Origin of the sequence: Streptomyces sp. NPDC005866, from assembly GCF_040629895.1 — a bacterium.
In the GTDB taxonomy this organism is placed as follows: Bacteria; Actinomycetota; Actinomycetes; order Streptomycetales; family Streptomycetaceae; genus Streptomyces.
On sequence record NZ_JBEXWP010000004.1, the window covers coordinates 14,413 to 39,495 of the forward strand.

Genomic DNA, 25,083 nt, shown 5'->3' on the forward strand with positions numbered 1-25,083 from the left:
CCGCAGGGGCTGGGCTGCTCGCGCGGCTCCCCGTGCCCCATGGAGCCGTCACCCCCCGCACCCTGCTCAGCTGACCGGCTCCGCCACCGGAGCCTCGGACGGGGCGTCCTGCTTCGGTGGCTTCGCCGTCACCAGCAGGCCCGCGGCCAGCCCGGCCAGCAGCATCACACCGGCCGCCCACCAGATGGCGACCGTGTAGCCGTGCACCACGGACTCCGGGACGACGGCGGCCTTCTGCGCGGGGTTGTGGAGGTGGGCGGCGAGATAGGTGGCGCTGCTGCTGGTGGCGACGGTGTTGAGCAGGGCCGTACCGATGGAGCCGCCGACCTGCTGCGAGGTGTTGACGGTGGCCGAGGTGACGCCGGAGTCCTGCGGGGCGACGCCCGCGGTGGCGGTGGCGAAGACCGGCATGAAGGCCAGGCCCATGCCGAGGCCCATCAGCAGCAGGGCGGGCAGGATCTCGGTGGTGTAGGAGGAGCTGACCGTCATCCGGGTCAGGAGCAGCAGGCCGCACGTGGCCAGCAGCATCCCGGGGACCATGAGCGTGCGCGGCGCCACCCGGTGCAGCAGGCGCGCGGATATCTGGGTGGAGCCGGTGATGATCGCCAGGGTGAGGGGGAGGAAGCCGAGGCCCGCCCTGACCGGGGAGTAGCCGAGGATGACCTGGAGGTAGTAGGTCAGGAAGAGGAACAGGCCGAACAGGGCGATGGTCGCGAGAGCCATCGTCAGGAAGCAGCCCGCGCGGTTGCGGTCCCTGACGATGTGCAGCGGCAGCAGGGGGCTGGGTGCGCGGTTCTGCCACCAGACGAACCCGGCGAGCAGCACGATCCCGGCGGCGAACAGACCGAGCACGAGCGGGTCGCTCCAGCCGCGTGGCTGGGCCTCGCTGAAGCCGTAGACGATCGCGACCAGTCCGCCGCAGCCCAGCAGCACACCGGGTACGTCGAGCCGGGCGCCGGTATGGCCCGGGCGGTCGTGCAGCAGCGCGGAGGCGCCGAAGACGGCGAGGATCGCGATGGGCACGTTGACGTACAGGCACCAGCGCCAGTTCAGGTACTCGGTGAGCAGCCCGCCGACGATGAACCCGATGGCCGAGCCGCTGCCCGCGAGGGCGCCGTAGATGCCGAAGGCCTTGCCGCGCTCCCGTGGGTCGGTGAAGGTCGTCGTCAGCAGGCTGAGCGCGGAGGGCGCGAGGACGGCGGCGAAGACGCCCTGGAGGGCACGGGCGCCGAAGAGCATCCCCGGGTTCTGTGCGGCGCCGCCGAACGCGGAGGCGACGGCGAAGCCGACGAGCCCGATGACGAAGGTGCGCTTGCGGCCGACCAGGTCGGCGATCCGCCCGCCCAGCAGAAGCAGTCCGCCGAAGGCGAGCGTGTAGGCCGTGATCACCCACTGCCGGTTGCCGTCGGACATGCCCAGGGCTCGCTGTGCGGAGGGGAGGGCGATGTTCACGATCGTCGCGTCCAGGACGACCATCAGCTGGGCGAGCGCGATGACCACCAGGCCCCACCAGCGGTGGGGGTCGGCCGCGTCCTTGCCGGTGCTCGTGCCGGGCGTGTCACCCGTTCGGGCGCTGCTCACTCGGTCAGAAGACCATGAATCAGGATGGGTCGCATCCCGGGGTGTGCTGTTCCTGGTCACGGTTCCAGAACCACCTTTCCGATCGTCGCCCGGTTCTCCAGGGCACGGTGCGCGGCTGCCGCCTCGGCCAGCGGGAAGCGCGTCACGGCGGGCCGCAGCCGGCCGTGGGCGGCCTCGGCGAGGGCGCGGAGTTCCAGGGTGCGGAGCGGCTCGGGGCCGCCGGTGCGGCTGAGCATTGTGGAGCCGAGCACGGACTCCGACAGCCCGTCGACGAAGTGACCCCGGCCGCCTCCCCGGATGCCCTCGGACGACCAGCCGAAGATGAGGTGCCGTCCGCCCTCGCCGAGCAGCGCGACGGCCTGCCGGGCGATCTCGCCGCCGACGCCGTCGAAGACGACGGTGACGGGCCCGGAACGGGCGCGGACCTCGGCGGGCCAGCCGGGGTCGGTGTAGTCGAGGGCGAGGTCGGCGCCGCCGGCCCGGACCCGGGCGGTCTTCTCGGGGCCGCCCGCCAGGCCGATCACGGTCGCGCCCGCGTGTTTGGCGTACTGGACGAGGAGCGTGCCGATACCGCCGGCCGCCGCCGGGACGAGGACCACCGACTCCGGCCCCAGCTCGACGAACTGCAGGATGCCCAGGGCCGTACGACCTGTCCCGATCATGGCGACGGCCTCGGCGAAGCCGAGGTTCCCCGGGATCTCGTGCAGTCGCTCGACATCGGTGACCGCCAGCTCGGCGTAGCCGCCGGGCGCGAAACCGAGGTGGGCGACCACGCGCCGGCCGAGCCACAGCCCGTCGACACCGTCGCCGAGCGCCTCGACGACCCCGGCGACCTCACGCCCGGGGATCGTCGGCAGGACGGTCGGCCGGGGCGCCGGGCCCTGGTGGCCCTCGCGCAGGGACGTGTCGAGCAGATGGACACCGGCCGCGGCGACCGCGATCCGCACCTGCCCCGGACCCGGCACCGGGTCCTCGGTCTCCTCGTAAACGAGGTTCTCGGCAGGCCCGAAGGCGTGCAGAACGATGGCGTGCACAGGGACTCCCCCCAGGTACTGGACGATCCGACGGGTCGACTCGTCTCCGACGGATTGACTTTTCTCCGACGGACCGACTCTTCGACCTCAAGCGCGCTTGAGGTCAAGGGCGGACCGGCCGCGGCCGCGCTGTCCTTGTTGATAGGACGCTGATACGACGGATTCAGGCGGCCGGAATGTGACATCGCCGCCTCTCGCGGGCCGTTCTCCGGCCGTTTCCGCAGGTCAAGGCGGTTGTCGGTGGTGGCCTGCAAGATGGGGGCATGGCGAGGACAGCGGCCGGCGGGTCCGGCGGAGGCAAGGTGAAGGGCGCGCGGCGGCCGGAGGTGCGGCTGCCCGAGCTGGAGCCCTGGAGCGGCGGCGGGCTGGAGCCGGACGGGGACTACGACGGGCTGGAGTTCCGGGAGGCGGACTTCGTCGGACAGGACGCGGCGGGCGCCCGTTTCATGGACTGCGCGCTGACCGGCTGCGCCTTCGACGAGACGGGACTGCGCCACGCCCGCGTGCTGGACACGGTCCTCACCGGGCCAAGAGGCGTGGGCACCAACCTCTCCGACGCGACCCTGCGCGATGTCGAGCTGGTCGACGCCCGCCTGGGCGGCACCCAGCTGCACGGTTCCGTCCTGGAGCGCGTGGTGATCCGCGGCGGCAAGATCGACTACCTCAACCTGCGCACGGCCAAGCTCAGAGACGTGGTCTTCGAGGGCTGTGTCCTGGTGGAACCGGACTTCGGCGACGCCGTCCTGGAGCGGGTGGAATTCACCGACTGCACGGTGAAGGGGGCCGACTTCAGGGGGGTGACGATGAAGGACGTCGATCTGCGGGGCGCCGCGTCCCTGGAGATCACGAGAGGGGTGGAGCGACTGGCCGGGGCGGTGATCAGCATGTCCCAACTGCTCGATCTGGCACCGGTGCTGGCGGTGCAGCTGGGGATCCGCGTAGAGGGGTGAGTGAGCCCGGCCGGCCCCGCTGATCAGTCCTGGGGTGTGGCCGCGGCCGCCTTTCTCAAGCCCATGTGGTCGTCCGGATCCCGGAGTTGAGCCTGCTGGGCGGCCAGCATACGGCGGACCACCGGTTCCGGCATGCGGATCACCACCGGCCGGGGCAGGGTCAGCTCCCGTACGGCGGTGCCGGTACGGCCGGAGCGCATCCGGTTGCTCACCTTCGCCACCACCCGCACGTCCAGCATGAACTGCACCAGGACCGACGCGGACTTGGGCTTGTGCAGCGGCATCGAACCCGACGCGTTCACCGCCGTGTCGGCCGCGCCGCCGGCGCCACCGGCGTTGCCCATCAGCTGGTTGAGGCGGAACTCGTCGGCGTTGAGCAGCCCGGCGCCCCCCAGACCACGTGCCGATCTGCCGTGCTCGGCGGAGCTCTGGCCGTCCGTCTGGGTGGGACGGGGCGCGTCCAGGTGGCTCTGCCCCACCGTCTCGAAGGTCATCTTGTCGCCGACGCCCAGCACCCGCCCGTCCCGCAGCCGCGCGTGCAGGGACGCCCGTAGGTCCTGGCCCGCCACTCCCGTGGCGTGCACCGGCGGCAGCTCCGCCCCGGCGGAGGTCAGCAGCGGCAGCGCCGCGATCAGCCACTCGGTGGAGACGGCCTCGTGCAGGGTGTACGCGGCGGCCTGGCCCTTGGCCCGGAAGCGGTCGCCGCCGCCCGCCTCCCGGACCGTGGAGCTGACCAGCTCCCGTATCTGCGGGGCTCCTTGGAACCCGTTCACCTGCGCCTCCATCGGTAGCCGCACACCCCCGGAGCGCCAGGTGCCGAGCGCGGCCGGGCGGTCGTCCTGCGGGCCGGGAGCGGGCGCCACCGGCTGGTGGCGCGGCGCGCTCACCCGGCCGAGGGCGGCCAGGTCCTTCTCCAGGACGCGGTGGGTCAGCGCCTGGCGGCCCAGGGAGACCAGTGCCAGCCGGCGGTCGCCCCGGTGCAGTTCGAGGGTGGCCTCGATCGGCATCCGCATCTTCGACGACGGCGCGGTCTTCGCCTCGGCGACCGTCTTCATGCCGAGCTGGCCGCGGCCGACCGCGCCGGAGCGCCGCGAGCCGCCCGAGCCGACGCCGAGCCCCGCCGCACCGCCTGTGCTCTTCAGCTGTCCGGCCCCGCCCTCCGGTTTGCCGGAGCCGGCGAAGATCCCCTCCGCGCCGGCCCTCACGCCCTCGTCGTGGGAGGTGGCCTGCTGGGCGACGGCCGCGGTGATGTACTCCAGGTCCCGGCCGTCGTCCGCCGTACCTTCTTTGGTGCCGTCGCCCAGGCGGTTGACCTTGAACACCGCCCAGTAGGGGGTCTTGCGGCCGTCGAACAGTTCGACGGTGACCCCGCCGTCCATGGCGCCGGAGAGCAGCCCGGCGCTGCCGTCGCGGTCCAGGACGCGCAGCAGTCGTTGCACGTTGTCGTTGCGGTCCGTCAGCTGCCGCCGGGGCAGCAGGTCGTCGGCCAGACTCTGCTGCCCGCTCTCCGCGAGGCGGGTACGTAGCCGGGCCAGCAGTGGCACGAAGTTCGGCAGGTTCTCGATCATGCCGAAGCCGAGGGGCAGCGAGCGGCCGAAGGACGGGGACGGGCCGGTGCCCGTCGGCGCGGACGTGGTGGACCCGGCCGTTTCCGTCGTACGCGTGGCGCGGGTTCCCTCCCGGGCCTCGCGCTCGGCGCCCGCGTGGGAACTCTCGGCCGGCCGCTGCCCCGGCCGGGACGACGACGTCGTCGGCGCCGGTTCGGGGTCGAGCTTCAGCTGTCTGCGGATCGGCGCGGGCAGCTGTGCCTCCGTCAGCCAGACCGCCGCCTCGGCCGGCAGGGTACGGGCGTCCGTCGCCACGTAGGGGCCGCCGCCGGTGACCTTGACCTCGGCGACCATGGTGACGAGCAGATCGCACTGGACCAGGTAGAGCGGCGCCTTCTTCGGGGTGTGGGCGTTGCGCTCGACCGTGCCGGACAGGGTCGCGGACCGGGCGTCGCCCTCGCTCGTGGTGCGGCTCCCGGACAGGCCCTGGCCCAGGCGCCACTCGGCGGCGTTCTCCGAGCCGGTGGCGCCGACCTGCACCGTGCGGGTGGTGCCCTCTCCTTCCTGACCGGCGGCCTGGTGGCCGCCGAGCACGAAGGTCTCCGTGCCGGGACCCGGGCCCCGGTGCAGGAATTTCGGGTTGGTCAGCGTGAGCCGGGTGCCCACGGCCCCGTTCAGCGCGGCGAGCCGCCGCGGATGGCGCAGGTTCTTCACCACCCACCCGGAGGACGCGGCCTGCCGCAGCGACGCCGTGATGGCCTGCGGGCCGAACCGCTCCTCGATCGCCAGCCGTGGCGCGAGCCCCTCCGTCTGCAGGGCGGGATCCTCGCGTACGCCCTTGTTGCGGGCGGCGGCCCGGGACAGCAGCTGGAAGGCGAGGTCCCGGACGGCCTGTCCGTCGCCGACCGTCTCCACCAGCTGCCAGTCCCGCAGCGCCTGCCCGACGGACGGCCGGGGCACCAGCGTGGCCAGATCGCCGATGCCCTCGGCGGCGACGGCGTACTCGGGTCGCGGGGCCTGCGCCCGCCGCCCGTTGCCCACCGCGTCCTGCCGTCGCTTGCCCTCCTCGTCGAGGGTGAACTCGGTCGGGGTGACCAGCCGTACGTCCTGCTCGTCCAGATGCACGCCGGGCAGCCGCTTCGGCTCGGGCGCGTCCTGGCCCGGGGAGCCGGGGGTGAGGGCGCGGCCGAGTTTGCGCTGCCGGGAGGTCATGGTGACGTCGACGTCGAGGCGCAGGGCCGCCCCGAAGGTGCTGGCCTTCTCGGAGCCGTTGGTGAGGACGTCCGTGCGGGTGGTGGGGCCGGCCTGGTTGCGGCGGGTGCCGGAGCGGTGCTTCTCGTAGCGGGCCGAGCCGGTCAGGACGCCGGGGACGATCCTGGCCTGCCCGAGCACGAGACCGCCGATCGAGCGTGAACTGCTGCGTCCGCTCTGCGTGCTGCCGGTGACACCGGAGTGGCTGCGCACCAGCCAGTCGTCGGTGTCGCCGAGGTAGCCGGTCTCACGGAGCTGCCCGGTGACGCGGATCTGCACGTCGTGCGCGTGCAGCATGGTCTTGCGGCGCAGCCGCACCCGGATGCCGGTCGAGGTCAGCTGGCCCTTGTTGACCCGCAGGTTGGTCTCGGACAGGGCGGCCATCAGTTCGCGGTGGTTGCGCCGCTGGAGGGCGGCCTCCTCCTTGGACGGGAGTGTGGCGGGGGCGTCGCTGCCGAAGGCGGGCAGGTAGCCGGCCAGCCGGGTATCGGTCGCGAACAGCTCCTGTACGGCGCGGACCATGGGGCCGGTGTCGAGCTGGCTGAGGGCGACGCTGGAGCCCATGGCGCCGAAGGGGAGGTGCCGCTCGACGTCGACCTCGTCGCCGTTCTCGTCGGTCCGCTTGGGCTTCTCGATGAACTCCTTGGCCTCGACGCCGGGCGGCAGCGGCAGCCCGAGCGACTGCGCCTCGTCGGCCCGCAGGCTCATCCACACCCGCATCGAGTGCCGGGCGACCCGGGTCCCGGGGCGCAGGATCATCTCGGCCGAGCGCGGACCCGTGCCCTCCACGGTGAACCGCACGGTCCCGAAGTAGAGCACCTTGTCGCCCCGCACCTCGGCGCCCTGGCGGCTCGACACGGTCTGCTCGGCCACGGTGAACCGCGCCTTGCGGGCCGCCGCGACCGGCATGGCCGTGGCTCTCAGGACAGCGGCGTTCCCGGCCGCTCCGACGCCGATGGCCGGGCCCAGGCCGCCCGTGACGGCGCGCCCCTTGCCCGCGCTCTCGGTGACCGTGTGCTGGGTCTGCTGATGGGTGCGCAGCTGGGTCCCGCCGGTACCCCAGGCGGGCGACATACCGGTGATCTCGGCGTGCATGCGGTAACTGCCCACGCTGCTGCCGTCCTTGGACGCCAGGTCCTCGCCGACGACGCCGTCGCGCAGCAGCCGGGGCATGTCCTCCAGGACGGTTGCCGTGGAGGTCGCCTCGTAGAGCCGGGAACGGCCGGGTGCCCCGGGTGCGGTGAGCGAGGGGTGCAGGACGGCGGCGACCGCGTCGAAGAGCCCGCCGCCGCCCTGGTGCGGTGCGGCGCCGTCGGTCACCGCGACCGGGGCCATGGAGTCGGCGAGCGAGACGCGCCGGGCGGTGTCCGCCGCGACGGGCTGCGGGGCGGCGGGCGTCAGGGTGCCGGCCGGGACGAGGTGTTCGGTGGGCACGCGCTGGGTGAGGGTGCCCGAGCCGTGGAAGGTCTGCTCGTGCGCGGCGCCGTGCTTCTTGATCCGTACGCCGTACCGCACCTTGCGCGGCGCCTCGACCGACCCCTTGTCGCTGCGCAGCACCCGCGGCTCGGCCACGTTGCGCTGGCTGCGGGTCTCCCGCGAGGACTGCCAGGGCTGCGCGTTCGCCAGGCCGGCGCCGCCCAGCCACAGCCCCGGCACGACGGGTGCAAGCCCGAAGGCCATGCCGCCCAGACCGGTGCTGGACCCGCCGCTCGCGGTGGTCGCGACGGTGGCGGCGGTGTTGTGCTGGACGTCGACCTTGGTGTCCTTGCCCTCGGCCTCGTCCACCGCGGCGAGCGGCGCTCCGTCCGGGTCCGGCACGGTGTTCGCGAGCAGGTCCTTGGGATGGAAGGCCGGCGGCCTGTCGTCGGGGGCGCGGGAGATGCTGACGGTGACGTCGAACCACTCCTTGCCGTTCTTGCCCTGGACCGCGAAGGCGCGGCCCCGCCCGTAGAAGGACTCGGGGCGCCCGGCCAGGTCGGCGGCGAGGGTGGCGACGGTGCCGTCGCCGTGGCCGACCACGGCGGCCACGGCGTTGCGTACGAACTCGTGCCCGGTCAGCCCGTACGCCGTGGACAGACCGGCGGCCTGGAAGTCCATCAGGTATGGCGGCAGCACGAGCCCCGGCTCGGTGCGTTCCTCCTCGATGGGGGGCGGCGGCGTGGGCCGGTTCCGTCTCGCCGGCGGCCGGAAGACGCCTTTCCCCTTCCCCTCCCGCAGCGCCCGTGTGGTGGCCGCGTTCCCCGCGCTCCCCTGGAGGGCGAGCAGAGCGTGTTCCGTGGGCCGGGCGGGCTTTGCGGAGCCGATGGGCCTGGCGGTGACCGGTGCCCGCAAGGTCTCGGGAGTGGCGTCTTTTCCGCTGTCGCCTGCCTGTCGCTGCGTCCGCACGGAGTCAACGTACGGGCGGCCGGGAGCGGCGGAACGCCCTCCGCCGGCTCGCGCCCCACTTGTCACTCCTGCCTCTGCGGGCGGTCAACTTCCGTACATCCGGGAGTCGATCAACCGCCCCGGAGGTCAGGAGAGTCTCGGGAAGCGCGCCTGCAGGGCCCAGATCGCCGGGTTGTCGGCCAGGTCCTCGTGCATGTCGATCAGGTCGGCGAGGAGGTCGTGGAGGAAGTCGCGGGCCTCGCGGCGCAGTTCGGCGTGGGAGAAGGTGAGGGCAGGCTCCTCGGCGGGCATCCAGTCCGCCTCGACGTCCACCCAGCCGAAGCGGCGCTCGAAGAGCATGCGGTCGGTGGACTCGGTGAAGTCGAGTTCCGCGTGCTGGGGGCGTGCGGCCCGGGAGCCCGCCGGGTCGCGGTCCAGCCGTTCCACGATGTCGCACAGTGCCCACGCGAAGTCCAGCACCGGCACCCATCCCCAGGCTGTGGACAGTTCCCGGTCCGCCTTGGTGTCCGCGAGGTAGACGTCCCCGCAGAACAGGTCGTGGCGCAGCGCGTGGACGTCAACGCGCCGGTAGTCGGTCTGGGGCGGGTCCGGGAAGCGGTTGGAGAGGGCGTAGCCGATGTCGAGCACGCGGTCGATGGTGTCATGGCTTTACGATCACGTGCGTGCCCCGATCCGTGCTCTTTCTCCCGTCCGTCCTGCTCTGCCTCACGCTGGCCGCGTGCGACGGCGGGGTCCACGGCACGCCGGGCGGCACGGGAGTGCGCGACCCGTACTTCCCGAAGGCGGGCAACGGCGGCTACGACGTGAGCCACTACGCCCTGGACATCGGCTACGACCCCGGTGCCCGCCGCCTCACGGGCACCGCCGCGATCACCGCCCGGGCCACCCAGGGCCTGTCCGCCTTCGACCTCGACCTCCGGGGGCTGCAGGTCGACAAGGTCACTGTCGAGGGCGGGGAGGCCCGCTGGAACCGGGCGGGCCAGGAGCTGACCGTCCGCCCGCACGACGACCTGGAGAAGGGGGAGATCTTCAGCACGACCGTGCGCTACTCGGGCCGTCCGGAGACGATCACCGACCCCGACGGCTCGCAGGAGGGCTGGCTGCGCACCGCCGACGGCGCGCTCGGCCTCGGCGAGCCCGTCGGCGCCATGGCCTGGTTCCCCGGCAACCACCACCCCTCCGACAAGGCGTCGTACGACATCACGGTCACCGTCCCGAAGGGCCTCCAGGCCGTCTCCAACGGGGAGTTGAAGAGCGAGACGACGAAGAACGGCCGTACGACCTTCGTCTGGCACATCGCCGAGCCGATGGCGAGCTACGTCGCGACCGTCGCCGTCGGCCGCTACACGATCACCCGGTCCACCCTCGCCGACGGGCTGCCGGTGTATGTCGCCGTGGACCCGACGCAGGTGAAGGCGAGCCGGGCGGTACTGGCGGAGATCCCCGAGATCATGGAGTGGGAGGAGTACAACTTCGGCCCCTACCCCTTCTCCTCCATCGGCGCGATCGTCGACCGCCCGGGCGACTCCGGGTACGCCCTGGAGACCCAGACCCGGCCCGTCTTCCCCGGCGCCCCGGACACCGAGACCCTCGTCCACGAACTCGCCCACCAGTGGTACGGCGACTCCGTCACCCCGAGGACCTGGCGGGACATGTGGCTCAACGAGGGCTTCGCGACCTACGCCGAGTGGCTCTGGGCCGAGGACAACGGCGGGCCGAGCGCCCAGCAGACCTTCGACAAGGTCTATGCCACCCCCGCGGACGACTCGACGCTCTGGGGGTTCCCGCCCGCGAAGCCGCCGAGCATCGCCTACATCTCGGAGCGGCCGGTGTACGTCCGGGGCGCGATGGTCCTGCAGAAGATCCGCCAGACGGTCGGCGACGACACGTTCTACGACATCATCCAGGGCTGGGCCGCCGACCACCGCCACGGCAACGCGGACACCGCCGAGTTCACCGCGTACGTGGAGAAGAAGGCGCCGGGCAGGGACTTCGACGCGATCTGGAAGAACTGGCTGTACGGGGACGGGAAGCCGGCCCGGCCGTGACGGAGGGGCCCATGCGTGTTGCGCGGGCCGCGTTGGCGCTTCAGCCGTCCTGTTCGCGGGCCAGGAGAGAGATCGCGTCGTCGATGAGGGAGGCGCCGTCCTCCGTGGAGATTCGGCGGGTGCTGACGAGGACCGCGATTCCCTGCATGACGGCGGCGAGGAGCAGTTGCAGTCGGTACGGGTCCTGAGGTTTGAGTTCTCCGGCCTCGGTGCTGCGGTCGATCAGGTCGCGCAAGGTTGCGAAGAGTCGTTCTGAGGCGACCCGCAGCCCCTCGGGGGCGTTGCCGTTCTTCGCGGTGAACATGAGGTCCAGGAGTGCGCTGTCGGTGACGGCGAAGCGCACGTACGCGGCCGCGGCGGCGCGGAATCGTTGCTTGTAGTCCACGGCATCGGAACCGATCGCTACTCCCACTTCGTCGGCGAGGCGGTTGAAGCCGCGCTCGGCGAGCGCGTCCAGCAGTGCCTGCCGGTCAATGAAGTGGCTTCGAGGCGCGCCGTGGCTGACGCCGACCTGCCGTGCCAGGTCACGCAGCGACAGCGCGTCGATTCCGTCCTCACGCAAGGTTCGCTCCGCCTGGTCGAGCAGGGCGGCTCGCAGGTTCCCGTGATGGAAGGGCCTAGGGTTCACCCCTTCATCCTACAGGGATCTAGACGTTGGCTACTAGACGTTGACTAGATACTAGACAGTGCCTAGTCTGGCGTCATGAATCCCAACCTGACCGGTAAGACGGTCATCGTGACGGGCGCGAACAGCGGAATCGGTCTCGCCACCGCCAAGGCACTCGCCGGGTACGGCGCACATGTCGTGTTCGCGGTGCGCGACACGGCGAAGGGCGGGCGCGCCGCCGAAGCGGTGCCCGGTGACACAGAGGTGCGGCAACTGGATCTGGCCGACCTGGCATCGATACGGCGTTTCGCCGCCGACTGGCGGGGCCCGGTCCACCTACTGATCAACAACGCGGGCGTCTCGGTCCCCGAGCTCGAGAGGACCGCCGATGGATTCGAGCTTCTGTTCGGCACCAATCATCTCGGTCCCTTCGCCTTGACGAACCTGCTCCTGCCCCACATCACCGGACGAGTGGTGTCGCTGGCGTCACAAGCGGAGCGAATGGGGCAGATCAACTTCGACGACCTCCACTGGGAGCACACCCCGTACAAACAGTCCCGCGCCTACGCAACATCGAAGCTGGCGAACGTGCTGTTCTCGTCCGAGCTGCAACGACGGCTGAAGGCCGTCGGGTCGAGCGTGCTGGCGGTGGCGGCGCACCCCGGCCTCGTCGCGACGAACATCTACGACCGGTCGACGGGAGTTGTCACAAGGCTGATGGTCCGCCTGCTCGCGCAGGGCCCGGAACAGGGCGCCTTGCCGGTGCTGTTCGCCGCCACCGGCGACGTCCCCGGCGACAGCTTCACCGGACCGGAACACTGGATGCACATGCGTGACGGTGCCGAACTGATCGGCCGGTCCAAGACCGCGCAGGACACGAAGCTGGCCCGCCAACTCTGGGATGCCTCGGAGAAGCTCACAGGCGTGCCGTTCAGCCTCTGACAGCGCACCGATCCGCTGCGACGACGGCTGAAGGCCGTCGATCGACAGCGCTCACAACCGCCCGGTTGCCGGATCCGGGTCAAGCACGACCGCCCGGCCCTCCGCAGGGAGGGCCGGGCGGTCTGCTGGACGCCCGGGCGGACGCCCGGGGCTTCCGATCGGGCAGGTGGCTGTCAGACGTTGACGCCGAAGTCCTGGGCGATGCCGACCAGGCCCGAGGCGTAGCCCTGGCCGACCGCGCGGAACTTCCACTCCGCGCCGTTGCGGTACAGCTCGCCGAAGACCATCGCGGTCTCGGTGGCCGCGTCCTCGGAGAGGTCGTAGCGGGCGATCTCGGCGCCGCCGGCCTGGTTGACGATGCGGATGTAGGCGTTGCGGACCTGGCCGAAGTTCTGGCTGCGGTTCTCGGCGTCGTAGATCGAGACCGGGAAGACGATCTTCTCGATGTCGGCGGGCAGGGCCGCCAGGTTGACGTTGATCGCCTCGTCGTCGCCGGCGCCCTCGCCCGTGCGGTTGTCACCCGTGTGGACGATCGAGTTGTCCGGGGTCTGCTTGTTGTTGAAGAAGACGAAGTGTCCGTCGGAGTAGACCTTGCCCTGCGTGTTGACCGCGATGGCGGAGGCGTCGAGGTCGAAGTCCGTGCCCGTGGTGGTGCGGACGTCCCAGCCGAGGCCCACGGTGACGGCGGTCAGGCCCGGAGCCTCCTTGGTGAGCGAGACGTTGCCACCCTTGGACAGGCTTACAGCCATGGTCGGGAGTCCTTTCCTCGTTTGCGTACGGCCGTGCGGCGTACGGGCTTGAAGCTACAGCTACCTGTATGAACGCCACGAGGGGTACCGAAGGTTCCAGCTCGCTTTACTTTCTTTACCGAACGGGTGATGGGCGATATTCGCGTGACGTGTGCCGGTCAGCCGCGCGACCATGGGGGCATGTCCGGTCCGTATGTCATCCGCGGCTCCGTCTCGCTCCCCGAGGCCGAGCTCAACTGGCGTTTCTCGCGGTCGTCGGGGCCCGGTGGACAGCACGTCAACACCAGTGACTCGCAGGTGGAGCTGCGCTTCGACCTCGCGAACACCGAGGCGCTGCCGCCGGTGTGGAAGGAACGGGCGCTGGCGAGGCTGGCCGGGCGGCTCACCGACGGCGTGGTCGTCGTACGGGCGTCCGAGCATCGCTCCCAGTGGCGCAACCGCGAGACCGCCGCGGTCCGCCTCGCGGCGCTTCTCGCGGAGGCCACCGCGCCCCCGCCCAAGCCCCGCAGGCCGACCCGGATCCCGCGCGGGATCAACGAACGCCGGCTGCGCGAGAAGAAGCAGCGCTCCGACACCAAGCGCGGACGCTCGGGCCGCGACTGGTCGTAACGGCCGCCTCAGCATCTTCCCTGTCGCATCCGAGCCATCCGGCGGAACCACCCGGGCTGTCGGGCGGAGTACGTCAGTGGTGCGGCGGAGCCTCCCCAGGTCAGGTCGTCGGGCGGAGCACCTCGGCCGTCTGGCGGAACTGCCCCGGCCGCCCGGTGGAGCCCCCGGGGTCGTTGGAGCGCCTCGGTGGTCCGGCGGTAGCGCCCCGGCCGTCGGGTGAAGCGCCTCGTGGAGCGCCTCGGCCGTCTGGCGGAACTGCCCCGGGTCGTCCGGTGGAGCACGTCGGTGGTCCGGCAATACCACCGCGGGTCGTCCGGTAGGGCCTCGGCCGTTCGGCGGAGCCACCTCGGGTGGAACCCCCGGCCCGCCAGGAGTCCCCCCGGCGGAGCCACCCCTGGCGGAGCACCTCTGGCGGAACTGCCCCGGGTCGTGAGGCGGAGCGCCTCGGCCGGCTGGCGGAACCCCCGGCCCTCCGGCGGACCTCCCGTCCCCGCCGGGAGTCGGTGTCTCGGGGGGCCGTGTCGCACGGGCTGGCTGTTCTCGTGGTGGTTGAGGGGATCGCGGGATCCTCGGTCGCAACCGGCCGACTGTCGCCCGGAACGGGCCATGCCCTTTGCATTCGTTCGCGATTCGTTCGCGATCGCATCGCAGAGATGGACGTCGGGTCCGAGCCGGCGCGGCCGCGGAACTCGGTCTGGGTCTCGGTCAGGGAATGCACCGTGACAGGGCGGTGGCGGACCGGCGGAATTGGCGGCCGTGACTTCTTCGCCGGAAGACCTCGACCGGGGCGACCACACGCTTCGGAACCGCCTTTCGGCAAGTGCCCGCGGAAATTGAGAAACGGACCGTGCGGTTTCATCCCAGCTGCCGGTACCGCCCCCGGAAATACATCAGCGGCCCGCCTTCCGCGCTCGGCAGTGCGGCGGAGAGGACGCGGCCGATGACCAGCGTGTGGTCCCCGGCCGTCATCCGCTGCTCGGTGCGGCATTCCAGCGTGGCGAGGGCGCCGCCGACGAGCGGGGCGCCGGTGACCTCGCCGCGCACGTACGGGATGTCCTCGAAGAGCAGCCGGTCGCTGATGCGGCCCTTCATCGCGAAGCGGCCGGCGATATGGCGCTGGCTCTCGGTGAGCACGGAGACCGCCCACAGCGGCTGTTCGTCGAGAAGATCGTCCATGCGGGCGCCGGTACGCAGGCTGACCAGCACCAACGGCGGGTCCAGGGACACCGACATGAACGCGGTGGCGGTCATGCCGACGTCCTCACCGGCCGGTGCAAGCGGGTCGTCCGGGTCGAGCGGCGGCTCCTGCGCGGTCACCAGGACCACGCCCGAGGCCAGTCGGGCCATGGCCGCCTTGAACGCTTCGTTGCTCACCCCCACAGCATGCCCGGTGGCTACTGCGGCGGTGGAGGAGGGAGTCTTCAGCACGCCGGAAACGCTAATCTCGGCCCCTGTGTGCCCGCATCGGCCATCCGCCCGAGCCGGGTCCTAGGACCCGAGGACCACGGCCGGTGTGGGGCCGGCGGATCACGGTCGCCGGAGATGATGTGCATCATGCCCACACACCCCAAAGGCTCTCTTCAATAAACGCACAGGGAAAACGCAGAAGCTCCACGCAATTGTTCACGTTCTCCTGTGACTTGAGTCACAAGGAGCATTAATTGTTGACCCTGTGTACCGAGTGGGCAGCGCGCTGTGATTCAGTGGCAGGGAAAAGTAGCGCCGAAGCAGACCCTTGATTCGCTGCGAGGTCTCGGGGGGAGGGCGAACATGGAGACCGAGTCGGAACCCTACGTCCGTCTTGCGTCCCTGCGACAACTGCACCAGGTCATGGCGGAGATGAACACGGCCCGCAGCCTGGCGGACACATTGCAGACCGTCGCCGACGGAGTGATCACCGCCCTCAATTACGAGATGGCGTGCGTCAATCTCGTACGCCCCGACGGCGATCTCGTGGTCGCGGCGCTCGCCGGCAACTCCGCCGCCGAGTCCCTGATCACCGGCCGGGTCGGCTCCCGTGACTCCTGGGAGCGGCGGCTGAACATGGGCGAGAAGTGGGGCGACCTCGTCTTCATACCGCACACCGAGGGCTGGGTCCTCGACGACGACGATGTCCCGCAGTGGTACACCGACGGCCCCGCGCCCCGCTTCGAGGACGAGTGGCACCCCTCGGACCGGCTCTTCGCCCCCATGTACACGCCCGGCGTATCGGGCAGCTCCTGCGGCGAACTGCTCGGCGTGATCTCCGTGGACCGCCCGCGCAACGGCCGCCACCCCGGCGCCTGGGGCCGCGAGGCCCTGCAGATGTACGCCTTCCAGGCCGCGATCGCCATCAGCAACGCGCGTCTACGTGCGAACATGCAGCGGGCACTGGTCAGACTGGAGCGCGAGCAGCAGGCCCTGCGCGCCAGCGAGGAGTCCTTCCGGCAGGCCTTCGAGTACGCCCCCTCCGGCATGGCGATAGCCGAGATGGGCGGCGACCAGCACGGCCGCATACTGCGCACCAACGACGCCCTGTGCCGCCTGCTGGGCCGCCCCGCCTCCGCGATGCGCCGCTACTCCTTCTCCGACCTGGTCCACCCCGAGGACATCGGCACCCTGCTGCGTACCTCGGCGGAGGGCGGCCGCGCCGAGCTGCGCCTCGGCCGCCGCGACGGCACCTATGTGTGGGTGTCGTTGCGCAACTCGGTCGTCGCCGACGCGGCCGACGGCCCCCGCTTCCTCCTCACCCACGTCGAGGAAATAGAGGAGCGCAAGCGCCGCGAGCTCCAGCTCGCCCACCGCGCCTCGCATGACTCCCTCACCGGCCTGCCGAACTCCGCCGAGCTCCGCTCCCGCCTCTCCGCCCGGCTCTGCCAGCGCGCCGGACACGCGGCCGAACTGGAATCCCTGGACGCGGCCTACGGCCACCCCGCCTTCGACGCCAACGGCCACGGCTTCGACTTCGCGACAGCACCGGGCGGACCACCGTCGTACGAGGGCTACGACCACCATGTGCACACCGTCGCCCCCGAGGACGGCCGCGACGACGGAGCCAAGGGGCTCGCGGTGCTCTTCTGCGACCTCGACGGCTTCAAGTCGATCAACGACCGCTTCGGGCACAACGCGGGCGACGCGGTCCTGATCGAGGTCGCCAGGCGCCTCAGCCGGGGGGTGCGAGACGGGGACACGGTGGCCCGCCTCGGCGGCGACGAGTTCGTGATCCTCGCCGACGGCCTCGGCAAGGCAGACGCCCAGGACCTCGCCGTACGCCTGCGCAACGAGATCATCCAGCCGATCCGCGCCGAGGACCGGGCCGTCCGGGTGGGCGCCAGCTTCGGCATCGGATGGGCGCACTGCGGCATGACGGCGGACGAAGTCCTGAAATCCGCCGACGAGCGGATGTACGTAGAGAAACGATCTCGTCCCAAACAGCACCGCCGTGCCGGATGATCCCCAGGTCATCGCACTGATGCGGTCCAGGTCACCCGTTTGGCTCAGTCAGACCGGGTAGGCTCGACTCTCAATACCTGTACCGCATCCGCCCGCACCTGTTGAGGAGTACCTAGGGATGACGCCCGGCGACAACGGCGCGAGCACGCCCGAGGACGACGACCCGTTCGGCTACCTGTACGCCGATGGTCAGGCCAGAGGGGCCCAGCCGCCGTCCGGCTCCGGTGGTTATGGCTACCCGAACTCGGTCAGCAGGGTGCGCTCGGTCGGCGAGCGCACCTACGGCGGACAGCAGCAGGCACCGCAGTACGGCGGCGGCCAGACCATCCCGCAGCAGCAGCCCGGCGGCTACGGCCAGCCGCAGAGCGCGGCCTACCAGGCCCCGGAGACCTTCCCGGGCGGCGCGCCGACCACCCGCCAGCAGATGCCGCCGTCGGGCGGCGGCCGTGGCCGGGGCCCGAACACCAAGGGTCTCCTCATCGGCGCCATCGCGGTGGTCGCCGCCGTCGTCATCGGCATCAGCGTCGCGATGATGAACGGCAACTCGAACGACAACAACGCGGGCGCCCACGCCTCCGCCTCCGCGAACCAGTCCCAGGACGCCTCGCCGACGCCGTCGAGCACGAGCTCGGTGTCGGGCGAACTGCCGAAAACAGATGCGAAGGCCCTCCGAGTGGACGGCGGCGCGTCCCTCGCGTCGGACGTCAAGGGCGCGACGGCCGACGGCGGCACCTATGTGACGGGCTTCAACCAGGCCGGAGCCTCAGTCACATGGACCGTGAACGGCATTCCCGACAGCGGCAAGTACAGCGTGTACATCGGCTACAGCGTCCCCGGCAAGGATGCCACCGCCACCCTCACGGTCAACGGCACGGCATCCACCACACCGGTCGGCATGAAGAACTACGCGCACGCCGCCGAAGGCGACTACACGAAGGGCTGGACGCGGACCTACAACTGGGTCCAGCTCAACAAGGGCACCAACACCATCAAGATCTCGTGTGAGCAGGGCAACCAGTGCGATGCGCTCCTCGACCAGGTATGGCTGGTGAAGGGCTGGGTCAAGTCCGGCGGCTGAGCCCCGGAATGCGGGCTAGGCCATGCTGACTGCGCTGGTCACGACTGTCCGTCCCAACAGCTCGTGATAAGCCGTGCGGTCGAACTCGCCCGCCGCCGGGGCCCGTACGGTCGCCGCCGACAGGGCTGCCGCGCGCGAGAGGCGGTCCGGCCAGGGGAGTTGTTCCACCAGGCCGGACAGCAGGCCGGCGACCGCCGAGTCGCCCGCGCCGGTCGGGTTGCCGTGCTCCCGGGCGGGCGGGGCGGCGCGCCAGCGGCCCTCCGGGGTGTGGGCCAGCAGGCCCTGTGCGCCCAGTGAGGCGACCACGGCCCGGGCCCCGCGCCGCCGGGCGTCCTGGGTGGCGCGCAACGGCTCGTGGGAGCCGGTGAGTTCGGCCAGTTCGTGGGCGTTCGGCTTGACCAGGTCCGGGCGGGCGGCCACTCCGCGCCGCAGCGGCTCCCCGCTGGTGTCGAGCAGCACCGGGACCCCGGCCGACCGGGCACTCTTTATCAGGCCCGCGTACGCCCCGACCGGCACCCCCGGCGGCAGACTCCCGCACAGCGCGACGGCCGCGGCGCCGCCCAGCAGTTCCTGGTAGTGGTCGAGGAAGGCACCCCACTCGGCGGGCTCTATCTGCGGGCCCGGCTCGTTCAGCTGGGTCGTGTCACCGCTCAGTTCGTCCACGACGGCGATGGTGCGACGGGTCGGCCCGGCGACCGGCAGCAGCGCGTCCCGTACCCCCGCCGTCTCGGTGAGGCGCTCCCGTACCGCCCGCCCGGTGGCGCCGCCCGCGAAGCCGGTCACCGTCGTCTCGTGCCCGAGGGCGGCGAGCACCCGGGCCACGTTCACGCCCTTGCCGCCCGGCCGCTCGGTGACGTCCGAGACGCGGTGCGAGGTGTGCGGGCGCAGTGCGCCGACCCGGTAGGTGATGTCGAGAGCGGTGTTCAGCGTGACCGTGAGGATCACCGGGCGACCTCCCTCGCAATGCCGTACGTTTTGGGGCCTCGATCATGCCAAAGAGACGGCGACCGGCCTAGGGCCTGTCCGGCGGATCAGGCCGGCTGTGAGAAACGGCGCTTGTCTCGTCCGAGGCCGTCTCGGGTTTGGTGTGGAGGACTTCGCGGGCCTGCTCCGCGGCGCGGGCGATGCTCTCGCTGACGAAGTCGAGGAAGCGGGCGATGTTCTCCAGGCGGGTGGCGGCCGGGGTGCCGGGGACGAGGACGCCGACGCCCTGCCGTGCGACCTGGACGATCTGGGCGGTGGACCGGGCGCTGGCCATCATCGACTGGTACCAGATGTCGTCGTCGACGATGTAGCGCTCGCGGCGGCCCTCGCCTTGTTCCCGGCGGGCGAGGCCCTGGCTCTCGAGGAACGCGATCGCTTTGGAGATGGACGCCGGGCTGACCTTCAGGCGCTCGACGAGTTCGGACGCGGTGAGGCTGCCGGTGTCGGTGAGGGTGAGGGAGGCCATCACCCGGGCCGGCATCGTGGTCATGCCCGAAGCCATCATGACGGTGGTCAGCGTCTCCTCGTACTCTCGCACGGCCTCGGGGTCGCGTCCGTGGGCCGGCAAGGGCGCCCCGGCCCCTCGGGGCGCGGTCTGCCTGCGCCGGTGGGCGCGGCGTTCGGTGGCGCGGTGGGCCAGGTCGGCGCGGTAGGCGGTGGGGCCGCCGTTGCGCATCACTTCGCGCGTGACCGTCGAGGTCGGGCGGTCAAGGCGTCTGGCGATCTCGGCGTAGGCGAGGCCGTCGGCCAGTCCCAGCGCGATCTGCTGGCGTTCCTGCTGGGTGAGCCTGCCTCCCGGCATCGCGGTCCCCTTCGTGCCCCTCGGCGGTCCCTGCTCCCTCCAGCCTAGCGTTCACTCCCAATTCATTGCAACGAACGCATGGTCATCGTTGCATCAACTTGAAAGTCAATGCAATACTTTCCGGGCTAGAGGTCTGTGCTTTTGATGCTGGCGCGCAACGATTCTTTTCCTAGAGAAGTGAACGCAACGTAGCTTTTCATTCATCGGAAACAGAGGGTCACAGGAGGACATGATGCAGAAGCTCAATACCCCCGGCCCCGATCTCCGCCTCCTGGTCATCACCGCCCGCAGCCTCTGAGGAGGCAGCACCAGGACGACCCCGCCGCTTCACCGAAGGGCAGTTGACGGAAGTTCGGGTACGACCACCCACGCGCCCTGCCTCATCACGCCCTTCAGCGTGAAGTCGGCGTCCAGGACGAGCAGGTCGGCGTCCTTGCCGGGTTCCAGGGAGCCCACCCTGTCGTAGAGGCCCAGCAGCCGGGCCGGGTTGGCGGACAGGGCGGCGACGGTGTGCTCGACGGGCAGCCGGTCGATGGTCACCGCCCGCCGCAGCGCGCGGTCCAGCGTCAGCGTGGAGCCGGCGATGGAACCGCCGTCCACCAGCCGGGCGACCCCGTCGGTGACGTCGACCTCCAGCGGGCCCAGCAGATAGCGGCCGTCGCCGCTGCCGGCCGCGTCCATCGCGTCCGTGATGAACGCGACCCGGTCGGGGCCCGCGTGGTGGAAGGCCAACTGCAGTGCGGCCGGGTGGAGATGGGTGCCGTCGTCGATCAGCTCGACGGTCACCCGCCCGTCCTCGAGGAGCGCGGCGATCGGGCCGGGGGTGCGGTGGCCGAGCGGCGGCATGGCGTTGAAGAGGTGGGTGGCGACCGTGGCGCCCGCGTCGATCGCCTCGACCGTCTGCTCGTACGACGCGTCGGTGTGGCCGACGGCGGCGATCACGCCGTGCTCGGCGAGCAGCCGTACGGACTCGATACCGCCGGGGAGTTCGGTGGCGAGCGTGACCATCTTGGCGTGGCCGCGCGCCGCGTCCACCAGCTTGCGGACCTCTGACGGGTCCGGGTCGCGGAGCAGCGCCTCGGAGTGGGCGCCTTTGCGGCACGGGGAGATGAACGGGCCCTCGAAGTGGATACCGGCGATCTCGCCCTGCTCGGCGAGCTCCGAGAGGAGGCCGGCCTGGCGGACGAGGACGTCCATGTCCTCGGTGACGGTGGAGGCGACCAGGGTGGTCGTGCCGTGCACGCGGTGCGTGTGGACGCCGGTGAGGATCTCTTCCGCCGTGCCGGAGCTGAAGGAGGCTCCGCCGCCGCCGTGGTTGTGGATGTCTACGAAGCCGGGCAGGAGCCAGTGGTCGGTGACGTCGATGACCTGGGCGTTCTCGGGGGCGGTGGCGGTGATTTTCGTGCCCTCGACGGAGACGCGGCCACTTTCCACCACTCCTGTGGGGAGGACTACCCGGGCGCCGTCGAGGACCAGGCCGTGCGTCCCGGCCCGCGCTGCGGTAGCCGCGGAGTCAATCACGCCCCGCGCCCCGTGCGGGGCTCTGCTGTCCTGCTCTTTGGCGGCCATCAGGGCATTACCTCCGGTGTCGTCGTAGCCAACAAGTCCTGCGCGAGCAGGCCCGCGCCCAGACAGCCCGCCGTGTCTCCCAGTGCCGCCGGGACGATGGCCGGCAGCTTCTGGAAGGTCACCCGGCTCTGCACGGCCTCCCGCAGGGGCCGGAACAGAACGTCGCCCGCCTCCGCCAGGCCGCCGCCGATGATCAGGACGCGCGGGTCCAGCAGGGTCAGGGCCGTGACCAGGCCGTCCGCCAGGGTGTCCACCGCCTGCTGCCAGACCCGGACGGCGTTCGGGTCGCCGGACGCGACGGACTTCGCGCAGTGCGCCGCGTCCGTGTCCGGGTCACCGGTGGCCTTCGCCCACGCCTCGCTCACCGCGGCCGCCGACGCGTACCGCTCCAGACAGCCGCGCTGCCCGCACGGACACGGCACGCCCTGCGGCCGTACGACGACATGGCCGATCTCGCCCGCGAAGCCGTGCGCGCCCGACTCCACCCGGCCGTCCAGGCCGAAGCCGCCCGCGATACCGGTGCCGAGCGCCACGAAGAAGAAGCGGTCGGCCCCCTTGCCCGCGCCGAGCCGGCCCTCGGCGAGGCCGCCGGTGCGCACGTCGTGGCCGAGGGCGACCGGGATGCCGAGGCGGTCGGCGAGGAGCGCGCGCAGCGGTACGTCCCGCCAGCCGAGGTTGGCCGCGTAGACCGCGATGCCGTTCGGCTCGTCGACTATGCCGGGTACGGCGAGGCCGGCCGCGGCCGCGCCCCCGCCGAAGTGTTTCTCGCCGTACGCGTGCAGATCGGCGGCGAAGTCGAGGATGGCGGTGACGACGGCGCCGGGGCCGCGGTCGCGTCCGGTCGCCCGGCGGTCCTGGTGGAGCAGCTCGCCGTCCGGGCCGACCAGCGCGGCCTTCATTCCGGTGCCGCCCACGTCCAGGGCGATGACATGTCTCACGGGAACAGTGTGGCCCGCCGACCCGCAAGAGGTCTAGTCCACTTGCGTGGTGTAGACCTAACGGGTCCACATATTGAACGGCGAGACAGTTGGGCAGGGGTAGTTCACGTGCGGCGGCGTAGGACAGCAATGGTCGCGGTGATGTCCGCAACGGGCATGACGGCGGTCCTCGGTGGGTGTGGGACGACGGGATCCTCGGACGTCACCCTCAGACTCGTCGCCGCCGACTACGGGGACTCCGCCGCCAACAGCTCCCAGAAGTACTGGGACCGGTTGGCCAAGGCGTACGAGGCCAAGCACCCCGACGTGAAGATCGACGTCACCGTCTACTCGTGGAACGACGTCGACCGCAAGGTCGAGGAGATGGTCGACGCCGGCAAGGCGCCCGACCTGGCGCAGATCGGCGCGTACGCCGACTACGCGGCCGCCGGCAAGCTGTACGAGGCCGGTGAGCTGCTCTCCATCCCGGTCCAGGCCGACTTCCCCTCCCAGCTCGCCGAGGCGGGCCAGTGGAACCACGCGCAGTACGGCATACCCTTCGCCGCCTCTACGCGCGTCCTCTTCTACAACAAGACCCTTTTCGCCGAGGCGGGCATCACACCGCCCACCACCTGGGAGGAGCTGGCGGCCGACGCGCAGGCGCTCAAGGCGCACGGGGTGAAGTATCCCTACGCGCTGCCGCTCGGCCCCGAGGAGGCTCAGGCGGAGACCATGCAGTGGCTGCTCAGCGGCGGCAGCGGCTACACCGACGACATCGGCACGTACACGATCGACTCCTCGCAGAACATCGACACCTTCACCTGGCTCAAGGACGAGCTGGTGGGCAAGGGCCTGACCGGGCCGACGGCCCCCGGCAAGCTGAACCGCGCGACCGCGTTCGCCGCCTTCGCCGACGGCCAGGTCGGCATGCTCAACGGCCACCCCGCCCTCATCAAGCAGGCCGAGAAGAAGGGCGTGAAGTTCGGCATGGTCGCGATGCCGGCCCGCACCGGCCAGACCACCACCGCCTCCATGGGCGTCACCGACTGGATGGCGGCGTTCAGGCAGAACGGCCACGCGGACCAGGCCGGCGACTTCCTCGACTACGTCTACAGCGAGAAGAACGTCCTCGACTTCTCCCGCGAGTACGGTCTGCTGCCGGTCACCACGTCCGCCTCCCAGACGATGACCGACTCCCCCCGGGCCCAGGACAAGCAGCTGCTGCCCTTCCTGGAACAGCTGCCGACCTCCGAGCTGTACCCGGCCGGCAAGACCTCCTGGGCCGCCGTCAGCGCCGACGTCAAGAAGCAGATAGGCACGGCGGTCACGCCGACAGGCAACCCGACCGCCGTTCTCACCCGGCTCAAGGCCGAGGCGACGGCGGCCGACAGCCGTACGAAGACGGACTGAGCGTTACCGTTCTCGACATGGACCGGCAAGAACTGGGCTCGCGCGAACAGGCGATCCTCGCCCTGGAACGCCGGGGCTTTGCGAGCCCCGGCGCGAAGGAACGGGCAATCCGCGAGGAACTGGACCTGGCGCCCGTGCGCTACTACCAGCTCCTCAACGCCCTCCTCGACGACGAACGGGCGCTGGCCCACGATCCGGTGACGGTGAACAGGCTGCGGAGGGTGCGCGACGCACGGCGGTCGGAGCGCTGAGGGGGCCTTGGGACGGGGTGCGCGTGCGGGCCGGTGGGGGCTTGTCGCGCGGTTCCCAGGGCGTCGCCGATAGGGTCGCGGTATGGGCACCCACACCACGGAACCCCTCCCGACGCCTCGCACCCCGGCCGGTCGCGACGGCCTCGCCGCTCTCCTGTCCCGGCCGCGCAGCGCCCTGGTCGGTCTCGACTTCGACGGCACCCTCGCGCCGATCGTCGCCGACCCCGAGCAGGCCCGGGCTCATCCGGACGCCGTACCGGCCCTGGCCGCCCTCGCCCCGAAGGTGGCCGCCATCGCCGTCATCACCGGCCGCCCGGCCGAGGTGGCCGTCCGCTACGGCGGCTTCGCCGGCGTCCCCGGCCTGGACCGCCTCGTCGTCCTCGGCCACTACGGCGCCGAACGCTGGGACGCGGCCAGCGGCGAGATCACCGCTCCGCCCCCGCACCCCGGCATTGCCGCCGTCCGCGCCGAACTCCCGGCCCTCCTCGAGCGGGTAGGAGCAGCGCGTGGCACCTGGATCGAGGACAAGGGCCATGCCGTAGCCGTCCACACCCGCCGAGCCGACGACCCCCAGGCCACCTTCGAGGCGCTCCGCGCCCCCCTGACCGATCTGGCCACCCGCCACGGGCTGATCGTCGAACCGGGCCGCCTGGTCCTGGAACTGCGCCCCCCGGGCATGGACAAGGGCGTGGCGCTGCGCGAGTACGCGCGGGAGATCGGCGCTGGTTCAGTGCTTTACGCCGGCGACGACCTGGGCGACCTGCCGGCTTTCGCCGCCGTGGAAAAGCTCCGTGCGGAGGGCGTACCGGGGCTGCTGGTCTGCAGCGGCAGCACAGAGGTGACAGAGCTGGCGGACCGGGCCGACCTGGTGGTGGACGGCCCGGAGGGAGTGGTACGGCTACTGCGTAGCCTGGCTCAGCTGAGCGCCCCGTAAGGG

Annotated in this window: 20 protein-coding genes; 9 read left to right on the plus strand and 11 right to left on the minus strand. The window is 71.4% G+C overall.

The genetic code is table 11. The features are described 5' to 3' along the window. Positions 1–66: 66 nt before the first annotated feature. Together ABZ396_RS06985 and ABZ396_RS06990 are read right to left on the minus strand one after the other, a co-directional pair. On the minus strand, positions 67–1,581 hold the full coding sequence (locus ABZ396_RS06985) for an MFS transporter (protein WP_358926113.1): 1,515 nt from the start codon (positions 1,579–1,581) through the stop codon (positions 67–69). Between the two features lie 56 nt (positions 1,582–1,637). After that, positions 1,638–2,615, minus strand: a complete 978-nt coding sequence (locus ABZ396_RS06990; RefSeq protein ID WP_358926115.1) for a zinc-binding dehydrogenase — start codon at positions 2,613–2,615, stop codon at positions 1,638–1,640. Positions 2,616–2,878: 263 nt separating this feature from the next. Between ABZ396_RS06990 and ABZ396_RS06995 the strand changes: the two genes are divergently transcribed. Further along, positions 2,879–3,565, plus strand: a complete 687-nt coding sequence (locus tag ABZ396_RS06995) for a pentapeptide repeat-containing protein (protein ID WP_358926117.1) — start codon at positions 2,879–2,881, stop codon at positions 3,563–3,565. Positions 3,566–3,588: 23 nt separating this feature from the next. On the opposite strand, the gene ABZ396_RS07000 is transcribed toward ABZ396_RS06995, so the two are convergent. Both ABZ396_RS07000 and ABZ396_RS07005 read right to left on the minus strand, forming a co-directional pair. Beyond that, positions 3,589–8,748 carry a hypothetical protein gene (locus ABZ396_RS07000; RefSeq protein ID WP_358926119.1) on the minus strand — a complete coding sequence of 1,720 codons (5,160 nt, stop codon included), beginning with the start codon at positions 8,746–8,748 and terminating at the stop codon, positions 3,589–3,591. Positions 8,749–8,874: 126 nt separating this feature from the next. Further along, positions 8,875–9,375, minus strand: coding sequence for a hypothetical protein (locus ABZ396_RS07005; RefSeq protein WP_358926121.1), 501 nt, complete (start codon positions 9,373–9,375; stop codon positions 8,875–8,877). Between the two features lie 35 nt (positions 9,376–9,410). Here ABZ396_RS07005 and ABZ396_RS07010 point away from each other — a divergent pair, with 35 nt between their 5' ends. After that, positions 9,411–10,796: a M1 family metallopeptidase gene (locus ABZ396_RS07010; RefSeq protein WP_358926123.1), complete on the plus strand. Its 1,386-nt coding sequence runs from the start codon at positions 9,411–9,413 to the stop codon at positions 10,794–10,796. Positions 10,797–10,836: 40 nt separating this feature from the next. Here the strand turns inward: ABZ396_RS07010 and ABZ396_RS07015 are convergent, their stop codons facing one another. Next, positions 10,837–11,424: a TetR/AcrR family transcriptional regulator gene (locus tag ABZ396_RS07015; RefSeq protein WP_358926125.1), complete on the minus strand. Its 588-nt coding sequence runs from the start codon at positions 11,422–11,424 to the stop codon at positions 10,837–10,839. A 75-nt stretch (positions 11,425–11,499) separates the two neighbouring features. Here ABZ396_RS07015 and ABZ396_RS07020 point away from each other — a divergent pair, with 75 nt between their 5' ends. Next, entirely contained in the window at positions 11,500–12,345 is an 846-nt protein-coding gene (locus ABZ396_RS07020; RefSeq protein ID WP_358926127.1) for an oxidoreductase, read from the plus strand. 173 nt (positions 12,346–12,518) lie between these two features. Here ABZ396_RS07020 and ABZ396_RS07025 read toward each other — a convergent pair whose 3' ends face one another. Then, a complete protein-coding gene (locus ABZ396_RS07025) occupies positions 12,519–13,094 on the minus strand; it encodes a TerD family protein (protein ID WP_358926128.1) in 576 nt (191 codons plus the stop codon). A gap of 180 nt (positions 13,095–13,274) precedes the next feature. On the opposite strand from ABZ396_RS07025, the gene arfB reads away from it, so the two are divergent. Beyond that, the gene (gene arfB / locus ABZ396_RS07030; RefSeq protein ID WP_358926130.1) at positions 13,275–13,703 is read left to right on the plus strand and encodes an alternative ribosome rescue aminoacyl-tRNA hydrolase ArfB; all 429 of its coding nucleotides are present in this window, start codon (positions 13,275–13,277) and stop codon (positions 13,701–13,703) included. Between the two features lie 855 nt (positions 13,704–14,558). On the opposite strand, the gene ABZ396_RS07035 is transcribed toward arfB, so the two are convergent. After that, on the minus strand, positions 14,559–15,077 hold the full coding sequence (locus ABZ396_RS07035; RefSeq protein WP_358926132.1) for a flavin reductase family protein: 519 nt from the start codon (positions 15,075–15,077) through the stop codon (positions 14,559–14,561). A 396-nt stretch (positions 15,078–15,473) separates the two neighbouring features. On the opposite strand from ABZ396_RS07035, the gene cdgB reads away from it, so the two are divergent. Then, positions 15,474–17,135, plus strand: a complete 1,662-nt coding sequence (cdgB, locus tag ABZ396_RS07040; protein WP_358926134.1) for a diguanylate cyclase CdgB — start codon at positions 15,474–15,476, stop codon at positions 17,133–17,135. A 118-nt stretch (positions 17,136–17,253) separates the two neighbouring features. After that, positions 17,254–18,213, plus strand: coding sequence for a CBM35 domain-containing protein (locus ABZ396_RS07045; RefSeq protein WP_358926136.1), 960 nt, complete (start codon positions 17,254–17,256; stop codon positions 18,211–18,213). Positions 18,214–18,228: 15 nt separating this feature from the next. Here the strand turns inward: ABZ396_RS07045 and ABZ396_RS07050 are convergent, their stop codons facing one another. The 4 genes from ABZ396_RS07050 to ABZ396_RS07065 all read right to left on the minus strand — a co-directional run bounded on the left by ABZ396_RS07050 (position 18,229) and on the right by ABZ396_RS07065 (position 22,506). After that, positions 18,229–19,158 (minus strand): 1-phosphofructokinase family hexose kinase, encoded by a 930-nt coding sequence (locus tag ABZ396_RS07050; protein ID WP_359184041.1) that lies wholly within the window; start codon positions 19,156–19,158, stop codon positions 18,229–18,231. Positions 19,159–19,225: 67 nt separating this feature from the next. Continuing rightward, complete coding sequence (locus tag ABZ396_RS07055) at positions 19,226–19,999, minus strand: helix-turn-helix domain-containing protein (protein WP_358916494.1); 774 nt, start codon at positions 19,997–19,999, stop codon at positions 19,226–19,228. Positions 20,000–20,326: 327 nt separating this feature from the next. After that, positions 20,327–21,568 (minus strand): N-acetylglucosamine-6-phosphate deacetylase, encoded by a 1,242-nt coding sequence (gene nagA / locus ABZ396_RS07060; protein ID WP_358916496.1) that lies wholly within the window; start codon positions 21,566–21,568, stop codon positions 20,327–20,329. Beyond that, positions 21,568–22,506, minus strand: a complete 939-nt coding sequence (locus tag ABZ396_RS07065) for an ROK family protein (RefSeq protein WP_358916498.1) — start codon at positions 22,504–22,506, stop codon at positions 21,568–21,570. Before ABZ396_RS07065 ends, nagA begins: the two co-directional genes overlap by 1 nt. A gap of 141 nt (positions 22,507–22,647) precedes the next feature. Between ABZ396_RS07065 and ABZ396_RS07070 the strand changes: the two genes are divergently transcribed. The 3 genes from ABZ396_RS07070 to otsB all read left to right on the plus strand — a co-directional run bounded on the left by ABZ396_RS07070 (position 22,648) and on the right by otsB (position 25,080). Next, complete coding sequence (locus ABZ396_RS07070; protein ID WP_358916500.1) at positions 22,648–23,895, plus strand: extracellular solute-binding protein; 1,248 nt, start codon at positions 22,648–22,650, stop codon at positions 23,893–23,895. A 17-nt stretch (positions 23,896–23,912) separates the two neighbouring features. Then, entirely contained in the window at positions 23,913–24,146 is a 234-nt protein-coding gene (locus ABZ396_RS07075) for a DUF3263 domain-containing protein (protein ID WP_358916502.1), read from the plus strand. 82 nt (positions 24,147–24,228) lie between these two features. Beyond that, the gene (gene otsB / locus ABZ396_RS07080; protein ID WP_358916504.1) at positions 24,229–25,080 is read left to right on the plus strand and encodes a trehalose-phosphatase; all 852 of its coding nucleotides are present in this window, start codon (positions 24,229–24,231) and stop codon (positions 25,078–25,080) included. Positions 25,081–25,083 lie beyond the last annotated feature (3 nt).

Coding starts and splice junctions, on each gene's coding strand:
- ABZ396_RS06995 (WP_358926117.1), top strand. CDS start 2,879: ATGGCGAGGACAGCGGCCGGCGGGTCCGGCGGAGGCAAGGTGAAGGGC.
- ABZ396_RS07020 (WP_358926127.1), top strand. CDS start 11,500: ATGAATCCCAACCTGACCGGTAAGACGGTCATCGTGACGGGCGCGAAC.
- ABZ396_RS07025 (WP_358926128.1), bottom strand. CDS start 13,094: ATGGCTGTAAGCCTGTCCAAGGGTGGCAACGTCTCGCTCACCAAGGAG.
- arfB (WP_358926130.1), top strand. CDS start 13,275: ATGTCCGGTCCGTATGTCATCCGCGGCTCCGTCTCGCTCCCCGAGGCC.
- cdgB (WP_358926134.1), top strand. CDS start 15,474: ATGGAGACCGAGTCGGAACCCTACGTCCGTCTTGCGTCCCTGCGACAA.
- ABZ396_RS07045 (WP_358926136.1), top strand. CDS start 17,254: ATGACGCCCGGCGACAACGGCGCGAGCACGCCCGAGGACGACGACCCG.
- ABZ396_RS07055 (WP_358916494.1), bottom strand. CDS start 19,999: ATGCCGGGAGGCAGGCTCACCCAGCAGGAACGCCAGCAGATCGCGCTG.
- nagA (WP_358916496.1), bottom strand. CDS start 21,568: ATGGCCGCCAAAGAGCAGGACAGCAGAGCCCCGCACGGGGCGCGGGGC.
- ABZ396_RS07070 (WP_358916500.1), top strand. CDS start 22,648: ATGTCCGCAACGGGCATGACGGCGGTCCTCGGTGGGTGTGGGACGACG.
- ABZ396_RS07075 (WP_358916502.1), top strand. CDS start 23,913: ATGGACCGGCAAGAACTGGGCTCGCGCGAACAGGCGATCCTCGCCCTG.
- otsB (WP_358916504.1), top strand. CDS start 24,229: ATGGGCACCCACACCACGGAACCCCTCCCGACGCCTCGCACCCCGGCC.